Origin of the sequence: Amycolatopsis sp. Poz14 (assembly GCF_006704225.1) — a bacterium.
Taxonomy (GTDB): Bacteria; Actinomycetota; Actinomycetes; order Mycobacteriales; family Pseudonocardiaceae; genus Amycolatopsis; species Amycolatopsis nivea.
The window spans coordinates 3,992,840-4,008,550 of sequence record NZ_JACLHD010000001.1; the positions used below are offsets into that span (position 1 = coordinate 3,992,840).

Here is a 15,711-nt window from a genome sequence, read left to right on the forward strand (position 1 = left end):
CGGTCCTCGTCGCTCACCGGACGAACCTCGCGGCTCGCGTGGCGAGATGCAGCAGGTACTCCAGCGGTCCGCGACGGAAGAAGCGGGACCAGAGCCAGGCGAAGACGGCAGCGCCGACGATGAACCAGGCGAGCACCGCGGCGGACGAGTCCCCGGCGTTCTTTCCGAGCGGGATTGTCAGCAACCCGCTGACGAGGAAGTGGCCGACGTAGAGGGTCAGCGACATCGTGCCCACGGCGATGACCGGAGCCAGAATCCGCCGCAGCCACGAACGCCGGGCCAGCAGCACCGTCGCGCCCACCAGCACGAGGATCGCGATGCCCACGCTGCCGAGCAGGTCGAAGGTGGACGAACTGTGCGGCCTGGCCATCAGCAGCAGCCATCCCGATCCGTCCGCGCCCTTGGGCCCGATGGACATCTCGGCCAGGGGTTCGGCCGACCCCGTTTTCTCGGCGGCACGGCCCCACGGCTGCTCTGCGAAGTCCCGAAGGTCCGCGAAGAACCTGGTCAGCAGCCAGGACAGGCCGTAGCCCACCGTGACGAGCACGGCACCAGCCGCGGCGAGCCGCCGCTGCACCGCGCGGGAGAGAAGATCCAGCCGGCCGAGCGACATTCCGGCGACCACGAACGTCATCCAGGTGATGGCCGGATAAAGACCGGTGAGCAGGAGGTCCAGAACCCCCACGTCGTTGAGCCGCTTGAGCGGGTCGTGCGCTTTGAGCGCATCCTCGACCGGTCCCGTCGCCAGCGCCGTCAAGGCGAACTTCGCCAGCGGGGCGACTACCGCGAGCCCGGCCGCGATCATCGCGAGCGTCTTGGCGCTCAGTCGCAACAGCGGCAGCGCCAGCAGGAAGTACACGCCGTAGTAGGCAAGGATCACCACAGTTCCCGCATCGGTCATCGCCAACGCGGTGCCCAGTGCGAAGAGGACCACGGCGCGAATCACGATCCGGGCGCGCGCCTGCCTGCCCGACCACCCGGTTTTCGGCTCCGTCCGGCCGGCGATCAGCATCAGCGAGAACCCCGCGAGGGTGGCGAAAAGCGCCGAAGCCCGGCCTTCCGCGAGCGCCAGCAGCCAGCCGCCGACGCCGCTCACCGAGGTCGGCGCGGGCCCGAGGTGCACGGCGTACATGCCGAATACGGCCAATGCGCGAGCCAGATCCACTCCGAGCAGCCGCACCGTCGCCGAACCTGACTCGCCCGGCACGACAGCCTCGGGCGGGGGAGCGGGAGGTCCGGGCGCGGGCTCGATCTGGGACATAGGCGACAAGGTCGCAGTCCCGGCGCCCGCCGACCATCCGGCAGGTGTCGGTCGCGACCCCGCCGGTGCGCTGGACATTCCCCGCCGACCGGACCGGAAGGCTCGGCGGAAACCGGTTGGGATTTCGCGGCACAATCCGGTAAGAACCGGGAATGCTCACCGGAAAATCGGTCGCACTCCGCGCCCGGCACGAGGCTGACGTCTCGATCTTGCAGGCCGAACTCTACGACGACGTCGCGGTCCGCTCGCGGGCCGATTCCCGCCCGTGGCGGCCGATTCCGCCGGGTTCCGCGAAGTCTCCCTATGCGGTATCCGATCCCGTCGACGACGCTGCGTGCTTCTCAGTGGTACGGCTCGCGGACAACACGCTGGCGGGAGAAGCGTTGCTGTGGGGCATCGATCTCCACAACCGGACCGCGCACGTTGGTGTCGCTCTCCGTCCGGCTTATCGGGGCCGGGGCCTCGGTACCGATGTGGTCCAGGTCCTGTGCCACTACGGCTTCACCGTCCGCGGCCTGCAGCGGCTCCAAGCCGAAACGCTGGCAGACAACGTCGCGATGATCCGGTCCGCGGCCGCCGCAGGGTTCGTGCCGGAGGGCACCTTGCGGCGCGCCGCGTGGGTCGCCGGGGAGTTCGCCGACCAGGTCGTGCTCGGGCTTCTCGCTGAGGAGTGGCGTGCCGAACAGGGGCTCCTTCACCGCTCCCCGTAGTGGTTCGCGTGCTGTTCCCGGACCACGTTCTTCTGGATCTTCCCCGTCGAAGTGCGCGGCAGTTCGTCGGCGACGATCACCGCCTTCGGCACCTTGTACCCGTCCAGCCGGTCCTTGAGCGCGGTGCGCAGGGTTTCCGCGTCGATCCGGCAGCCGGGCTTCGGGACGACGACCGCGGTGATCGCCTCCGTCCAGCGTTCGTGCGGCAGCCCTACGACGACGACCTCCGCGACGTTCGGCTCGGCGTCGTAGACCGCGCGTTCCACCTCCAGCGACGCGACGTTCTCGCCGCCGGTCTTGATGACGTCCTTCGCTCGGTCGGTGAACCACAGCACGCCGTCGGGGCCGAACCGGCCGACGTCGCCGGAGTGGAACCAGCCGTGCCGGAACGCGGTTTCCGTCGCGTCCGGGTCGCGCAGGTATCCCTCCATTGTGGACGGTCCGCGGTAGACGATCTCGCCGGTTTCCCCGCGAGGCAGCAGCGCGCCCTGCTCGTCCATGATCGCGACGTGGACGCCGGTGAGCGGGGTGCCTACGGCGCCGACGTGGGTGAGCTGGTGCTCGGGCCGGAACAGGGTGGTGACCGGCGACATCTCGGTCTGCCCGAACAGCAGCGCGAATTCGCAGCCGTAGCCGTCGAGGCAGGCCTTGATCTGGGCTTCGGGCATCGGGGCCATCGCGTAGGTGGCGCGGCGCAGCGAAGACAGGTCCCGCGCGCCGAACGACGGGTGTTCCAGCGCCGCCCGGTACATCATCGGCAGGCCGAACACCTGGGTGATCCCTTCGCCTTCGATCGTTTCGAGGAAGCGTTCGGGCTCGAAACCGCGATGGATGTGCACCGTCGCGCCGACGAGGATCGCGGGCGTGCAGAACGCGTTGAGCTGCGCGGTGTGGAACATCGGCATCATCGCGAGGAACCGGTCTGCCGAGCTCCAGCCGTTGTCCAGGGCGGCTGACATGGACTCCAGGTAGATGCCCAGATGCGTGCCGACGACGCCCTTGGGGAACGAGGTGGTGCCGGACGTGTAGAGGTAGCTCAGCGGATCGCGGTCGGCCACCAGGGCTTCTCCCGGGGCGGCCGGTCCGGCGGCGACCTCCTCCAGCGTGGTCCAGGAGCGGTCCGTCGGCGCCGGGGACCACTGCGCATCGGTACCGGGCGCGACGAAGACGTCGGACACCTGGGCGCATTCGGCGAGCGACTCGGCCATCGTCGCGACCAGCTGGGTTTCCACGACCAGGCCGCGGGCTCGGGAGTGGGTCAGCACGTAGCCGACTTCCTTCGGCCGCCAGCCCAGGTTGATCGGCACGCAGACGACGCCCAGCCGGGCGCAGGCGTAGTAGGCCGCGAGGAATTCCGCGCTGTTGCCGGAGGCGAGGGCGAGGACGTCGCCGCGTTCGTAGCCCTTCGCCGACAAGCCGCCGGCCAGGCGGTCGACCCAGTCGTCCAGTTCGGCGTAGGTCCAGGCGCGCGGGCCGTCGACGAGCGCCGGGCGGTCCGGGCGGGCGGCGGCGCTCCGGCGGAGGGAGTCCGCGACGTTGACGCGCTGGATCAGGTTGGCGGCGAGCTCCATTGCTCCTCCACGGATCGCGGGAATCCCGACCGGGGCGGTCCTCCGGGATCTTCAGGTGAGTTCCCATTCACTAATGCGGCACTGTAACGCGTGCCCGGGCTGGATGCCAGCGCGGCGATCACGGCGCGGGGCTCGTCTTGACAGGCGCGAGCGGGATGCCCATAGTGAATATCAATTCACTAGCGAGGAGGGGTCATGACCGGCAGAACCGTCTCGATCGGCAACGGCCAGGGCTTCTGGGGCGATTCGGTGCGCGGGCCGCTGCAGCTGGTGCGCGGCGGCGGCATCGGCTATCTGACGATGGACTTCCTGGCCGAGGTCACGATGAGCATCATGCAGAAGCTGCGGGCGCGGAACCCCGAGGCCGGGTACGCGACGGACTTCGTCGCGCAGCTCGAGCGGATCCTTCCGGACTGCGCGGAGCACGGCATCAAGATCGTCGCGAACGCGGGCGGGGTGAACCCGGCGGCGTGCGCGGCCGCGGTCGAGGAGGTCGCGCGGCGGCTCGGCGTCCCGGTCCGGGTCGCGACGGTCGGCGGTGACGACATCCTCGCCAGGCTGCCCGCGCTGATCGAGGACGGGCACGCGCTGGCGAACCTCACGACCGGCACTCCGCTGGCCGGCGAGCTGGCGCGCGTGCAGAGCGCGAACGTCTACCTGGGCGCGTTCCCGATCGCCGAGGCGCTGGCCGACGGCGCGGACATCGTCGTCACCGGGCGGGTGACCGACCCGTCGCTCGTGCTCGCCCCGCTCATCCACGAGTTCGGCTGGACCGCGAGCGACTACGACCGGCTCGCGGCCGGCACCGTCGCCGGGCACCTGCTCGAATGCGGCACGCAGAGCACCGGCGGCAACTACGACCGCTGGGAATCCGTGCCCGACCTGGCCGGCATCGGCTACCCGATCGCGGAGGTCGGCGAATCCGGCGAATTCGTCCTGACCAAGAAACCGGGCACCGGGGGACTGGTCGACGTCGGCACCGTCACCGCGCAGCTGCTGTACGAACTCGGCGACCCCGCCCGGTATCTCACGCCGGACGTCGTCGCGGACTTCACCTCGATCCAGCTGACCCAGGACGGCCCGGACCGCGTCCGCGTGCACGGCGTGCGCGGCAGCGCGCCCACCGACACCTACAAGGTTTCCGTCAGCACGCTCGACGGCTGGCGCACCACCGCGCAGCTGACCGTCGGCGGCCCGGACGCGGCGGCGAAAGCGCGTTGCACCGCTGATCTTCTGCTCGCGAGGCTTGCCGAGGACGGCGTGCGGTTTCCCTCGGAAGACTGCCGGGTGGAGGTCGTCGGCACCAACGTGCTGTACGAGGGAATGCTGCCGGAGCCGGCCGCGCCGCCGTCGGAAGTCGTGCTGCGGGTGTCGGTCCGGTCGCAGGACAAGGCGGCGGTCGACCGGCTCGGCGCGGAACTGGCCTCGTTGCTGACGTCCGGCCCGCCCGGGCTGACCGGTTTCGCCGGCGGGCGGCCCAAGGCCAGCGCGATCGTCGGGTTCTGGCCCGCGTTGCTCGAGAAATCCGCGGTGCGCCCGGCAGTGCGAGTCAGCGAGGTGGCGGCATGACCAGGACGACGCAGTTGCGCGAGTTCGCTTCGGCGCGCTCCGGTGACAAAGGCGCGGACGCGAACATCGGCGTCTGGACCGAAACCGACGCGGCGTACGAGTTCCTCCGGGAGAACCTGACCGCTGAACGCGTCGCCGCGCATTTCCGCGCGCTGTGCCGCGGCGAGGTCGTACGCTACGAACTGCCGAACCTGCGGGCACTGAACTTCATCCTCCACGACGCGCTCGACGGCGGCGGAGCGGCTTCGCTGCGCACGGACGCGCAAGGCAAAACCCTTTCGCTCGGGCTGCTGCAAATGGAATTCGACGTTCCCGCGGACCTCGCGCGATGACCGTCCGAATCGGACTCGCCGACGCGAGCGACGAGCGGGTGATCGAAGCGGCGGCCCGGCTGGTGGAGCAGGGCGGCATCACGCCGGTGCTGATCGGTGCCGCGCCCGGCACCGCACCCGCGGGCGCCGAGGAGCTGACCCCGCCGCCTGGCGAGTCCACAGTGGACTACCTGGCCCAGGTGCTGGAACCGGCCGGGCTCGCCGCGGGCATCAGCGGCAGCCTCACCACCAGCGCGGCGGTGCTGCGGGCGGGCATCCGGCAGCTGCGGACCGCGGACCTCGTGTGCGGCTGCTTCGCGATCCGCCACCAAGGCACGTGGGCCACCTACGCCGATTGCGTGGTCGTGCCCGACCCGGACGCGGAGCAGCTGGCGCGGATCGCCGCCGCAGCGGCCGATCACCACCGGGAGCTGTTCGGGACCGAGCCGCGGGTGGCGCTGCTGTCGTTCTCCACCGGCGGCAGCGCGGTCCACCCGCGCGCGGACAAGGTCCGGGAGGCGACCCGGCTGCTGCGCGCGACGCGGCCGGACCTGGTCGCCGACGGGGAAATCCAGTTCGACGTCGCGGTGGACGCGGGCGTGGCGGCGCGCAAGGCGCCCGGCTCGGTGCTGGCGGGCGGGGCCAATGTGCTGGTCTTCCCGTCGCTGGAGGCGGGAAACATCGCGTACAAGGTCGCCGAACGGGTCGGCGGCGCCCGGGCGCTCGGGTCGTTCGTCCTCGGCCTGCGCCGGCCCTGGGCGGACCTCTCGCGCGGCTGCAGCGCCGGCGACATCGCCGAAACCGCCGCGCTGCTCGCCGGAGCGGCGGCGCGGACCCGGTGCGGGAAAGGAATCCAGGCCGGATGAAGACACTCACGAGTACGTTCGACTTCTCCTCGGCGACCGCGGCCGCCAACCGCGAGGGCAACCTCGAACGGCTGGCCGAACTGCGCCGCCAGCTCGGCCGCGCGGTCGACGGCGGCGGCGAGAAATACGTGGCACGGCACCGGAAACGCGGCCGGCTCCTGGTGCGGGAACGGATCGAGCTGCTGCTCGACCGGGACGCGCCGTTCCTGGAGCTGGGCGGCGTCGCGGCCTGGGGCACCGAATACCCGGTCGGCGCGAGCGTCGTCACCGGCATCGGCGTGGTCAGCGGGGTCGAATGCATGATCGTCGGGCACGATCCGACCGTGCGCGGCGGCGCGTCGAACCCCTACACCTGGAAGAAAGTGCTGCGGGCCATGCAGATCGCCCGCGAGAACCGGCTCCCGGTGATCAACCTGGTCGAGTCCGGCGGCGGCGACCTGGAACGCCAGGCCGAGCTGTTCGTCCCGGCCGGGCGCCTGTTCCACGAGCTGACCGCGCTGTCGGCGGCCGGGATCCCGACCATCGCGCTGGTCTTCGGCAACTCGACCGCGGGCGGCGCGTACGTGCCGGGCATGTGCGATTACGCGGTGATGGTGCAGAACCAGGCGAAGGTGTTCCTCGGCGGCCCGCCGCTGGTGAAAATGGCCACCGGCGAGGACGCCGACGACGAAAGCCTCGGCGGCGCGGACATGCACGCCCGCACGTCCGGGCTGGCCGACTACCTCGCCCGGGACGAGCACGAATGCCTGTCGCTCGGCCGGGAGATCGTGGAGCACCTGAACTGGCGCAAGCTCGGCCCCGGCCCGACCGAACCGGCCGACGAACCGCTGTACCCGGCCGAGGACCTGCTGTCGATCGCGTCGGTCGACCTGAAGGTCCCGTTCGACCCGCGCGAGGTGGTCGCGCGGATCGTGGACGGCTCCCGGTTCGAGGAGTACAAACCGCTCTACGGCACGGCTCTGGTCACCGGCTGGGCCTCGATCCACGGCTTCCCGGTCGGCGTCCTCGCGAACGCGCGCGGCGTGCTGTTCAACGAGGAGGCCAAGAAGGGCAGCGAGTTCATCCTGCTGTGCAACCAGACCGACACCCCGCTGGTCTTCCTGCAGAACACCACCGGGTTCATGGTCGGCACGCAGTACGAGCAGAACGGCATGATCAAGGACGGCTCGAAGATGATCAACGCCGTCACCAACAGCCGGGTGCCGCACCTGACGGTCAACCTGGCCGCCTCCTACGGCGCGGGCAACTACGGCATGTCCGGCCGCTCCTACGATCCGCGGCTGCTGTTCACCTGGCCGAACTCGAAGACCGCGATCATGGGCCCGGAGCAGCTGGCCGGGGTGATGTCGATCGTCGCCCGGCAAGCCGCCGCGGCGGCCGGGCGGCCGTTCGACGAGGAGGCCGACGCGCGCCGCCGCGCCGAACTGGCGGAGCGGATCGAGGCCGAATCGCTCGCGCTGTACATGAGCGGCCAGTGCTACGACGACGGCGTGATCGACCCCCGCGACACGCGGGACACGCTCGGGATCGCCCTGTCGATGTGCCACAACAACGAGATCGAGGGGACCCGCGGGTTCGGGGTCTTCCGGATGTAGGCGAGGGACACATGATCACCAAGGTGCTGGTCGCCAACCGCGGCGAGATCGCCCGCCGGGTCTTCCGGACGTGCCGCGAACTCGGCATCGCCACGGTCGCGGTCTATGCCGATCCGGACGCCGACGCGCCGTTCGTGCACGAGGCCGACGAAGCGGTCCCGCTCGGCGGGGCGACGCCGGCCGAGTCGTACCTGCGGGCCGACCGGGTGCTCGCCGCGGCGGAACGCGTCGGCGCGGACGCGATCCATCCCGGCTACGGTTTCCTTTCGGAGAACGCGGGATTCGCGCGAGCGTGCGAGGCCGCGGGCGTCACGTTCGTCGGTCCGCCCGCCGAAGCGATCGCCGCGATGGGCAGCAAGCTGACCGCGCGGGAGATGATGGAACGCGCCGGCGTGCCGGTGCTGCCGGGCCGCGACCTGACCGGCGTCGCCGACGACAAGGTGCTCGGCATCGCCGCCGACATCGGCTGGCCGGTGCTGGTCAAGGCGTCGTTCGGCGGCGGCGGGCGCGGCATGCGGGTGGTGCGCGAACCGGGCGAGCTGCTCGAGGCGATCGCGTCGGCCCGCCGCGAGGCCGGAGCGGCGTTCGGCGACGACACAGTGTTCCTCGAGCACTACGTGGACAATCCGCGGCACATCGAGATCCAGATCTTCGGCGACCGGCACGGCACCGTGGTGCACCTGAACGAACGGGAGTGCTCGATCCAGCGGCGGCACCAGAAGATCGTCGAGGAAGCCCCGTCGCCGGTGGTGGACGAGCAGCTGCGGACCCGGATGGGCGCGGCCGCGGTGGACGCCGGGCGCGCGCTCGGCTACGTCGGGGCGGGCACGGTGGAGTTCATCGTCGCGCCGGACGGCGGGTTCTTCTTCCTGGAGGTCAACACGCGGCTGCAGGTGGAGCACCCGGTAACCGAACTGGTCACCGGCCTCGACCTGGTGCGGCTCCAGCTGGAGGTCGCCGCCGGGGCCCAGCTGCCGCCGGAGGCGCACGAGCCGCGGATCCGCGGGCACGCGATCGAAGCCCGGCTCTACGCCGAGGACCCGGCGCGCGATTTCCTGCCCGCGGCCGGTCTGCTGGAGCGCTTCGAGATCCCGGAAACCGAGGGGCTGCGGGTCGACGGCGGCGTCGAGTCGGGTTCGGTGGTGTCCACCAACTACGACCCGATGCTGGCGAAGGTCGTCGGCTACGGGCGGACGCGGGAAGAAGCGACCGCGCGGCTCGTCCGGGCGCTCCGGCGGGCCCGGGTGCACGGCGTCACCACCAACCGGGCGCTGCTGGTCGGCATCCTCGAACACCCGGAGTTCGCCGCCGCGCGGATCGACACGCATTTCCTCGACAGGCGCCGGCCGTCGACGCTGATCGAGGTCGACGACGCCGAGGTGGTCCGCGCCGCGGCGCTCGCGACCGCGCTGGCCGAGCAAGCGCACGAACGGGCGTCGGCACGGGTCCTGCCGCACGTGACGTCGGGTTTCCGGTCCTCGCCCGCGCAGCTGCAGACGCGGTCGTACCGGCATCTGGACCGCGAACTGGCCGTCGGCTACCGGCTCGGCCGCGACGTCCGGTTCGAAGTGGACGGCGAGCCGCACGAGGTCGTCGTGCACGCCTGCACGCCGCAGCACGCGGATCTCGTCGTGGACGGCGTGCGCCGGGCGTTCTCGATCGACCGGACCGGCGCGACCGTCTACGCGGGCTGGCCGGGCGGGACGGTCGAACTGGCGGTGCTGCCGCGGTTCCCGGACGCCGCCGACCACCTGCTGGAGGGATCGCTGGTCGCGCCGATGCCGGGCACGGTGATCCGGGTGGCGGTCGCGCCCGGCGAGCAGGTGCGGGCCGGGCAGCAGCTGATCGTGCTGGAGGCGATGAAGATGGAGCACGCCGTCACCGCGCCCGCCGACGCTGTCGTGGGCAGTGTCCCGGTCGCTGAAGGGTCCACTGTGGACACCGGAACGGTGCTGATCGTGCTCGAGGAAACCGGTGCGGGAGGCGAGAATGGCTGACGAGGTCCGATACGCGGTGGAAGACGGCGCCGCGTGGATCACCATCAACCGGCCGGAGGCACGCAACGCGCTCAACGCGGCGGTCCGGCGCGGCCTGAAAGCGCGCTTCGAGGAGGCGGACGCCGATCCGGCGGTATCGGTGATCGTGCTGACCGGGGCCGGGGACCGTGCGTTCTGCGCGGGCGGCGATCTGAAGGAGATGGCGAGTACCAAGCTCACTGTGCCGCCGCCGGACTTCGTACCCCAACCCGGCCGCACGTTGAAGCTCGCCAAACCGGTCGTCGCCGCGGTGAACGGCGGCGCGTACGGCGGCGGCTTCCTGCTCGCACAATCGGCGGACCTGGTCATCGCGGCGGAGGAGGCGAAGTTCGCGGTGTCGGAAGCGAAAGTCGGCCGCGGCTCACCGTGGGCCGCGCCGCTGCCGTGGCTGGTCCCGCCGCGCGTCGCGATGGAGATCCTGGTGACCGGCGAGCCGATCAGCGCCCGGCGCGCTTACGAGATCGGGCTGGTGAACCGCGTGGTGCCGGGCGCGGAACTGCTCGACGCGACACGGGAGCTGGTCGCACGCATCGCCGCCAACGCACCGCTTTCGGTCCGGGCGGCGAAGGAAATGGTGTACGCGGTCGCCGAGCACGGCCGGTCGGATGCCTTCGAGGTGGCCGAGCGGATCTGGGAACCGGTTTATCTGAGCGAAGACGCGCAGGAGGGTCCGCGCGCGTTCGCCGAGAAGCGGGTGCCGCAGTGGCGGGCGCGATGATCGACGGATTGCTGACAGACTTGGCGGCGGAGCACGACGCGCTCGCCGCGTTGCTGGCCGGACGCCCGGACCGCGACTGGTCCGCGCCGACGCCCGCGCCCGGGTGGACTGTTCGCGACCAGATCGCGCACCTGGCGCATTTCGACGGAGTCACCGCTCTGTGCGTTGGCGAGCCGGAGAAATTCGTCGCGCTGCGGGATTCGCTCGAAGATCTGCAGTCCTATGTGGACGGAATTGGAGCGGTGCACGCGGATCGGCCCGGTGCGCAGATGCTGGCCTGGTGGAACGACGAACACCGCCGTTTGCGCGCGGCGGCCGAGGCGGCGGATCCCGCGGTCCGGGTGCCGTGGTTCGGGCCGTCGATGAGCCTGGCGTCGAAGCTGACGGCGCGGATCATGGAGACCTGGGCGCACGGGCAGGATGTCGCCGACGCTTTCGGCGTGCGCCGCGAGGCGACCGCACGGCTGCGACACGTGGCGCGGATCGGGGTGCTGGCCTTCCCGAACAGCTACCGGGCGCGGGGCCGGCCAGTGCCCGACGCCGAGGTGCACGTGGCCCTGACCGCCCCGGACGGCGGCTACTGGACCTGGGGCGACCCGGCCTCCCCGAACGCGGTGACTGGACCGGCCGAGGACTTCTGCCTGGTAGTGACCCAGCGGCGGCATGTGGCGGACACGGCGTTGCGCACGCGCGGCGAGACGGCGGGGGAGTGGATGCGGGTGGCCCAGGCGTTCGCGGGCCCGCCTGGGGTTGGGCGGCGGGCGGGGCAGTTTCGCGGCTGAGCCGGGCCGGGCTGGGTTGTGGCTGGGTGTTCGCCGGTTCGCCTGGGGGTGGGTCGGTGACCGGGGCAGTTCCTTGGTTGAGGCGGGTCCGGGCTGGGTTGTGGCCGGGTGTTCGTCGGTTGGCCGGGGTGGGTCGGTGGCGGGGCAGGTTCGGGGCTGAGCTGGGGCTGGGTTGTGGCCGAGTGCTCGCCGGTTCGCCTGGGGTGGGTCGGTGGCCGGGGCAGATCCCTGGCTGAGGTGGGTCCGGGCCGGGACGTGGCCGAGTAGCCGCTGCGGGTTTGCGGCCGAGCCCTCGCATGGGGAGCGTCAGTGGTCTGGGCAGTGCCGCGACTGAGCTGGGCCAGGGCGGGGGTTTAAGCCAGGCGCACGCTCGTGGGTTTGCGGCCGAACTTCGCTGCGGGTTCGCCGCGCCAGTGCCCGCGCAGCGCTTTGTGGCCAACCCTTCGCTGCGACGGCGGGCGCGTCGGGCTTCCCCACCCGCGCGGGTCTTCCAGTGTTGCGCCCGTCCTTCCACCCGCGCCTGCCCCGCCCGTCCTCCCGCCGCGATCCCGCGAACCCTGAGTGACCCGCCGTTCACCCCGCTGGGTCCGCTTCGGCATGCCCGCCGCGCGGCCGATATCGTGGCGGGAGCGACAGGCTGGAGGTGGTGGGTGTGGCACGTTCGGCCACCCGGACGCGGGATCCCGACCGGAGAGCGAAGATTCTCGTCGCGGCGGGCGATCTGATCAGCCGCAACGGCTACCACGCGGTGTCGATGGCCGAGATCGGCCGCGACGCCGGCATTGTCGGTTCCGGGATCTACCGGCACTTCGACAGCAAGGCGGCGATCCTCGTCGCGCTCTTCGACGACATCATCGACCGGCTCATCGCTGACCAGGAGGTCGCGCTCGCCGAGCATGCCGGGCCGCGCGAGACGTTGCGGCGGCTTGTGCGCGGGCAGGCCGAGTTCGTCGTGCGCCAGCGCGCGCTGGCCCGGGTCTACCACAACGAGATCGGCAGCCTTCCCGCCGAGGACCAGGTCCGGCTGCGCCGCAAGCAGCGGCTGTACCTGGAGGAGTGGGTGCACCTCACCCGCGAGGCGCATCCGGACCTCGACGACGCGGTGGCGCGCACGCTCGTCCACGCCGCGGTCGGCGCCGTCCAGTCGAACCTGTTCCACAACGTCGGCCTCGAAGCCGACCGGCTGCTCGACTGCCTCGCCCGCGCCGCCGAGTTCGTGCTGGAGATCGCCGCGGACCAGTGACCCCGGCCGCGGAGCCCCTTGCTTAGTGAATGATGATTCTCTAAGGTGAGGGGCATCCGAGCACGCGGCGTGCTCACCGCGGAGTTCCAAAGGGGGAGCTTCATGGCCTTCGATGTCACCAGCCTCTACAACCGCCGCGCGGACGACCGCTGGAACCGCATCTGCGTGTCCGATCTGGTCGAACGCCTCACCTGGAGCGTCCCGGACGCGACCGCGATCGCGGGCTGGCCCGGCGCGTTCGGCGATCCCCGCTTCGCCCGGCTGACCTTCGCCGAGCTCGACGCGCTCACCAGCCAAGTCGCGAACGCCCTGCTCGCCCGGGGTCTGCACCGGGGCGACCGGGTGGCGATGGTGTGCGAGAACTCCGTCGAGGGCTACGCCTTCAAGCTCGGCGTCGCGAAGGCGGGCATGGTCGCGGCACCGATCAACCCGGCCATGGCGCCAGACGTGGTGCGTTACCTGATCGACCGGGTCCAGCCGCGAATGTGCGTCGTGGACGCCGACATCTGGGCCGCCGCGCCGGAGCAGTGGCGCGGTGCCGGGGTTTCTCCGGACGTGGCGGTGGAAATCGGCGGACCCGCGCCGGAAGGCAGCGAGTCGTTCTCGCACTTCGTCTCCGGCGTCTCCGAAACCGCGCCGGACACCACGATCCACGGCGACGACATCTACGAAATCCTTTTCACCTCCGGCACGACGGCGATGCCGAAGGGCGTGATGTGCTCGCACGCGGCGTCCACGCTCGCCGCGCACGGCTTCGCGCTCACCCTCACCCGCGGGGTCCCGTTCGAGGGCGCGGTGAAGGTCGCCAGCTTCCTGCCGATGATGTATCACGTCGGCCATCAGATATTTCTCCTCGCGGCGTTCGCGGCAGGCGGCTCGGCCGTCATCGGCCGGCGGCCGGACCCGGTCGCGACCGCCGACTGCATCGAGCGCGAGCGGAGCACCGCGCTGTGGGGCGGTTCCCCGGCGATGCTCGGCGCGCTGCGGCAGGAACTCGACGCGCACCCGCGTGACGTGTCGTCCCTGCGGATCGCCGTCTACGGCTGGGCCGCGCTCCCGCCCGCGGTGCTCGCCGGTCTTCGCGAGCACTGTCCACAGTTGACGGTCACGGAAATCTTCGGGCAGACGGAATCCATTGCCTGCCACCGGTTCTGGCCCGACCAGCATCCGGACCTGTACGAACGGACCGCGCCGCAGGACAACTACGTCGGAGCGCCCAGTCCGCTGCTGGCGTCGCAGATCGTGGATCCGGAAGGCGTTTCCCTGGAGGGACAGGAAGGCGTGCCCGGCGAAGCCGTCTACCGTTCGCCGGTCACCACCGCGGGCTACTACCTCGACGAAGCGGCCACGCGCGAAGCGTTCCGCGACGGCTGGTTCCACTCCGGCGACAGTTGCTCCTACGGCGAAAGCGGCCAGCGCGTGATGGTCGACCGGTACAAGGACATCGTGAAATCCGGCGGCGAGAACGTCTCCACCATCCGCGTGGAGTCGGCACTGCACCTGCATCCCGGCGTCGCGAAGGCAGCGGTGATCGGTGTTCCGGACGAACGCTGGGGCGAGCGGGTGGCGGCGTTCGTCGTGCTGGCCGAGGACGCGGCGGTCACCGAGGAAGAGCTGATCGCTTTCGCGCGGGAACGCCTGGCTGGCTTCGAAACCCCGAAAACAGTGCGGTTCGTGGACGCGCTGCCGGAAACAGTCGGCGGAAAAGTCATGAAGTACAAGTTGCGCCGACAGTATGCGTCGGCTCCGGAAGCCTCGGGACGGCACTGATGGATTTCGACGAATCGCCCGAGCACGCTGACCTGCGAGCCGCGGTCGGCAAGATCTGCGCGGGGTTCGGCGACGGGTATTTCCGCCGCGTGCTGGACGAAGACGGGCGCACCGACGAGCTGTGGCACGCCCTCGGCGACGCGGGCTTCGTCGGTGTGAACCTGCCCGAGGAACACGGCGGGGGAGGCGCGGGCATCACCGAACTCGCGATCGTGGTCGAGGAGACCGCCGCGGCCGGGATGCCGTTGCTGCTTTTGCTCGTGTCCGCCGCGATTTCCGGGGAGGTGCTGAAGGAATTCGGCACACCCGCGCAACAGCGCCGGTGGCTTCCCGCGATGGCTTCCGGCGCCGAGAAAATGGTCTTCGCGATCACCGAACCGGACGCCGGGTCGAACAGCCACCAGCTGCGCACCACCGCGCGCCGCGACGGCGACGGGTGGGTGCTGTCTGGCACGAAGTACTACATCTCCGGAGTGGACGAGGCCGCGAACCTGCTCGTCGTGGCCCGCACCGGCGCCGGCGACTCCGGACAGGGCGAAATGACGCTGTTCGTCGTGCCCACGGACGCCGACGGCCTGCACCGCAGCCGGATCCCGGTCGAAATGCGCGCGCCGGAGAAGCAGTACACGCTCAGCTTCGACGACGTCCGGGTGGACGACGACCGCCGGATCGGCGAGGTCGGCGACGGACTGCGCATCGTTTTCCGCGGCCTCAACCCGGAACGCATCGGCGGCGCCGCGATCGAAACCGGCATCGCGCGGTACGCGCTGGCGAAAGCCGCGCGCTACGCGAACGAGCGCTCGGTCTGGGGCACGCCGATCGGCGCGCACCAGGGAGTAGCCCATCCGCTCGCGGAGGCGGCGGTAGACGTCGAACTGGCACGCTTGATGACCGCGAAAGCCGCGTGGCTGCACGACGCGGGCCGCCCGGCGGGCGAGGCGGCGAACATGGCGAAATACAGCGCCGCCGATGCCGCACTGAAAGCCCTCGACGCGGCCATCCAAACCCACGGCGGCAACGGCATGGCGACCGAATACGGTCTCGCGCACCTGTGGGGAATGGCGCGCCTGCTCAAGATCGCACCGGTGAGCCGAGAGATGATCCTGAACTACGTCGCGAGCCACACACTCGGCTTGCCGCGGTCGTATTGACCCGCTGTAACGGCGAAGAGTTCGAACCTTCACCTGTCGAGCAAGGCCGGTCGCGGCCAATGCTCGCGTGAGTCGCCGAGGACTGATCCCCCACCCGGGCATCATGCCGCGTCCGCCGGCCGCGGATG

13 protein-coding genes are annotated in these 15,711 nt (G+C 70.9%); 11 read left to right on the plus strand and 2 right to left on the minus strand.

What is annotated here, in order from left to right; genetic code table 11:
• Positions 1-13: 13 nt before the first annotated feature.
• Positions 14-1,261 (minus strand): DUF418 domain-containing protein, encoded by a 1,248-nt coding sequence (locus FKO37_RS19235; RefSeq protein WP_238605319.1) that lies wholly within the window; start codon positions 1,259-1,261, stop codon positions 14-16.
• A 152-nt stretch (positions 1,262-1,413) separates the two neighbouring features.
• On the opposite strand from FKO37_RS19235, the gene FKO37_RS19240 reads away from it, so the two are divergent.
• Positions 1,414-1,971, plus strand: a complete 558-nt coding sequence (locus FKO37_RS19240) for a GNAT family N-acetyltransferase (RefSeq protein ID WP_238605320.1) — start codon at positions 1,414-1,416, stop codon at positions 1,969-1,971.
• Here the strand turns inward: FKO37_RS19240 and FKO37_RS19245 are convergent.
• Positions 1,956-3,542, minus strand: a complete 1,587-nt coding sequence (locus tag FKO37_RS19245; RefSeq protein WP_238605321.1) for an AMP-binding protein — start codon at positions 3,540-3,542, stop codon at positions 1,956-1,958. The genes FKO37_RS19240 and FKO37_RS19245 overlap by 16 nt on opposite strands.
• Before the next feature lie 195 nt (positions 3,543-3,737).
• On the opposite strand from FKO37_RS19245, the gene FKO37_RS19250 reads away from it, so the two are divergent.
• The 10 genes from FKO37_RS19250 to FKO37_RS19295 all read left to right on the plus strand — a co-directional run bounded on the left by FKO37_RS19250 (position 3,738) and on the right by FKO37_RS19295 (position 15,583).
• Positions 3,738-5,111, plus strand: coding sequence for an acyclic terpene utilization AtuA family protein (locus tag FKO37_RS19250; protein WP_238605322.1), 1,374 nt, complete (start codon positions 3,738-3,740; stop codon positions 5,109-5,111).
• On the plus strand, positions 5,108-5,443 hold the full coding sequence (locus tag FKO37_RS19255) for a hypothetical protein (RefSeq protein WP_134666877.1): 336 nt from the start codon (positions 5,108-5,110) through the stop codon (positions 5,441-5,443). Before FKO37_RS19250 ends, FKO37_RS19255 begins: the two co-directional genes overlap by 4 nt.
• Positions 5,440-6,288: a phosphate acyltransferase gene (locus FKO37_RS19260; protein WP_238605323.1), complete on the plus strand. Its 849-nt coding sequence runs from the start codon at positions 5,440-5,442 to the stop codon at positions 6,286-6,288. Before FKO37_RS19255 ends, FKO37_RS19260 begins: the two co-directional genes overlap by 4 nt.
• Positions 6,285-7,883, plus strand: a complete 1,599-nt coding sequence (locus tag FKO37_RS19265) for an acyl-CoA carboxylase subunit beta (RefSeq protein WP_134666873.1) — start codon at positions 6,285-6,287, stop codon at positions 7,881-7,883. Before FKO37_RS19260 ends, FKO37_RS19265 begins: the two co-directional genes overlap by 4 nt.
• An 11-nt stretch (positions 7,884-7,894) precedes the next feature.
• On the plus strand, positions 7,895-9,880 hold the full coding sequence (locus FKO37_RS19270; protein ID WP_238605324.1) for a biotin carboxylase N-terminal domain-containing protein: 1,986 nt from the start codon (positions 7,895-7,897) through the stop codon (positions 9,878-9,880).
• On the plus strand, positions 9,873-10,637 hold the full coding sequence (locus FKO37_RS19275; protein ID WP_238605325.1) for an enoyl-CoA hydratase/isomerase family protein: 765 nt from the start codon (positions 9,873-9,875) through the stop codon (positions 10,635-10,637). The genes FKO37_RS19270 and FKO37_RS19275 overlap by 8 nt, the downstream gene beginning before the upstream one ends.
• Positions 10,638-10,645: 8 nt before the next feature.
• Positions 10,646-11,419: a TIGR03084 family metal-binding protein gene (locus FKO37_RS19280; protein WP_238605326.1), complete on the plus strand. Its 774-nt coding sequence runs from the start codon at positions 10,646-10,648 to the stop codon at positions 11,417-11,419.
• 652 nt (positions 11,420-12,071) lie between these two features.
• The gene (locus FKO37_RS19285) at positions 12,072-12,662 is read left to right on the plus strand and encodes a TetR/AcrR family transcriptional regulator (protein ID WP_238605327.1); all 591 of its coding nucleotides are present in this window, start codon (positions 12,072-12,074) and stop codon (positions 12,660-12,662) included.
• 102 nt (positions 12,663-12,764) lie between these two features.
• Positions 12,765-14,432, plus strand: coding sequence for an AMP-binding protein (locus FKO37_RS19290; RefSeq protein ID WP_238605328.1), 1,668 nt, complete (start codon positions 12,765-12,767; stop codon positions 14,430-14,432).
• Positions 14,432-15,583 (plus strand): acyl-CoA dehydrogenase family protein, encoded by a 1,152-nt coding sequence (locus FKO37_RS19295; RefSeq protein WP_238605329.1) that lies wholly within the window; start codon positions 14,432-14,434, stop codon positions 15,581-15,583. Before FKO37_RS19290 ends, FKO37_RS19295 begins: the two co-directional genes overlap by 1 nt.
• The last annotated feature ends 128 nt before the right edge of the window (positions 15,584-15,711 follow it).

Bases quoted from the DNA above. Each gene is read 5' to 3' on its own strand.
- FKO37_RS19235 (WP_238605319.1), bottom strand. From the start codon at position 1,261: ATGTCCCAGATCGAGCCCGCGCCCGGACCTCCCGCTCCCCCGCCCGAG.
- FKO37_RS19240 (WP_238605320.1), top strand. From the start codon at position 1,414: ATGCTCACCGGAAAATCGGTCGCACTCCGCGCCCGGCACGAGGCTGAC.
- FKO37_RS19245 (WP_238605321.1), bottom strand. From the start codon at position 3,542: ATGGAGCTCGCCGCCAACCTGATCCAGCGCGTCAACGTCGCGGACTCC.
- FKO37_RS19250 (WP_238605322.1), top strand. From the start codon at position 3,738: ATGACCGGCAGAACCGTCTCGATCGGCAACGGCCAGGGCTTCTGGGGC.
- FKO37_RS19255 (WP_134666877.1), top strand. From the start codon at position 5,108: ATGACCAGGACGACGCAGTTGCGCGAGTTCGCTTCGGCGCGCTCCGGT.
- FKO37_RS19260 (WP_238605323.1), top strand. From the start codon at position 5,440: ATGACCGTCCGAATCGGACTCGCCGACGCGAGCGACGAGCGGGTGATC.
- FKO37_RS19265 (WP_134666873.1), top strand. From the start codon at position 6,285: ATGAAGACACTCACGAGTACGTTCGACTTCTCCTCGGCGACCGCGGCC.
- FKO37_RS19270 (WP_238605324.1), top strand. From the start codon at position 7,895: ATGATCACCAAGGTGCTGGTCGCCAACCGCGGCGAGATCGCCCGCCGG.
- FKO37_RS19275 (WP_238605325.1), top strand. From the start codon at position 9,873: ATGGCTGACGAGGTCCGATACGCGGTGGAAGACGGCGCCGCGTGGATC.
- FKO37_RS19290 (WP_238605328.1), top strand. From the start codon at position 12,765: ATGGCCTTCGATGTCACCAGCCTCTACAACCGCCGCGCGGACGACCGC.
- FKO37_RS19295 (WP_238605329.1), top strand. From the start codon at position 14,432: ATGGATTTCGACGAATCGCCCGAGCACGCTGACCTGCGAGCCGCGGTC.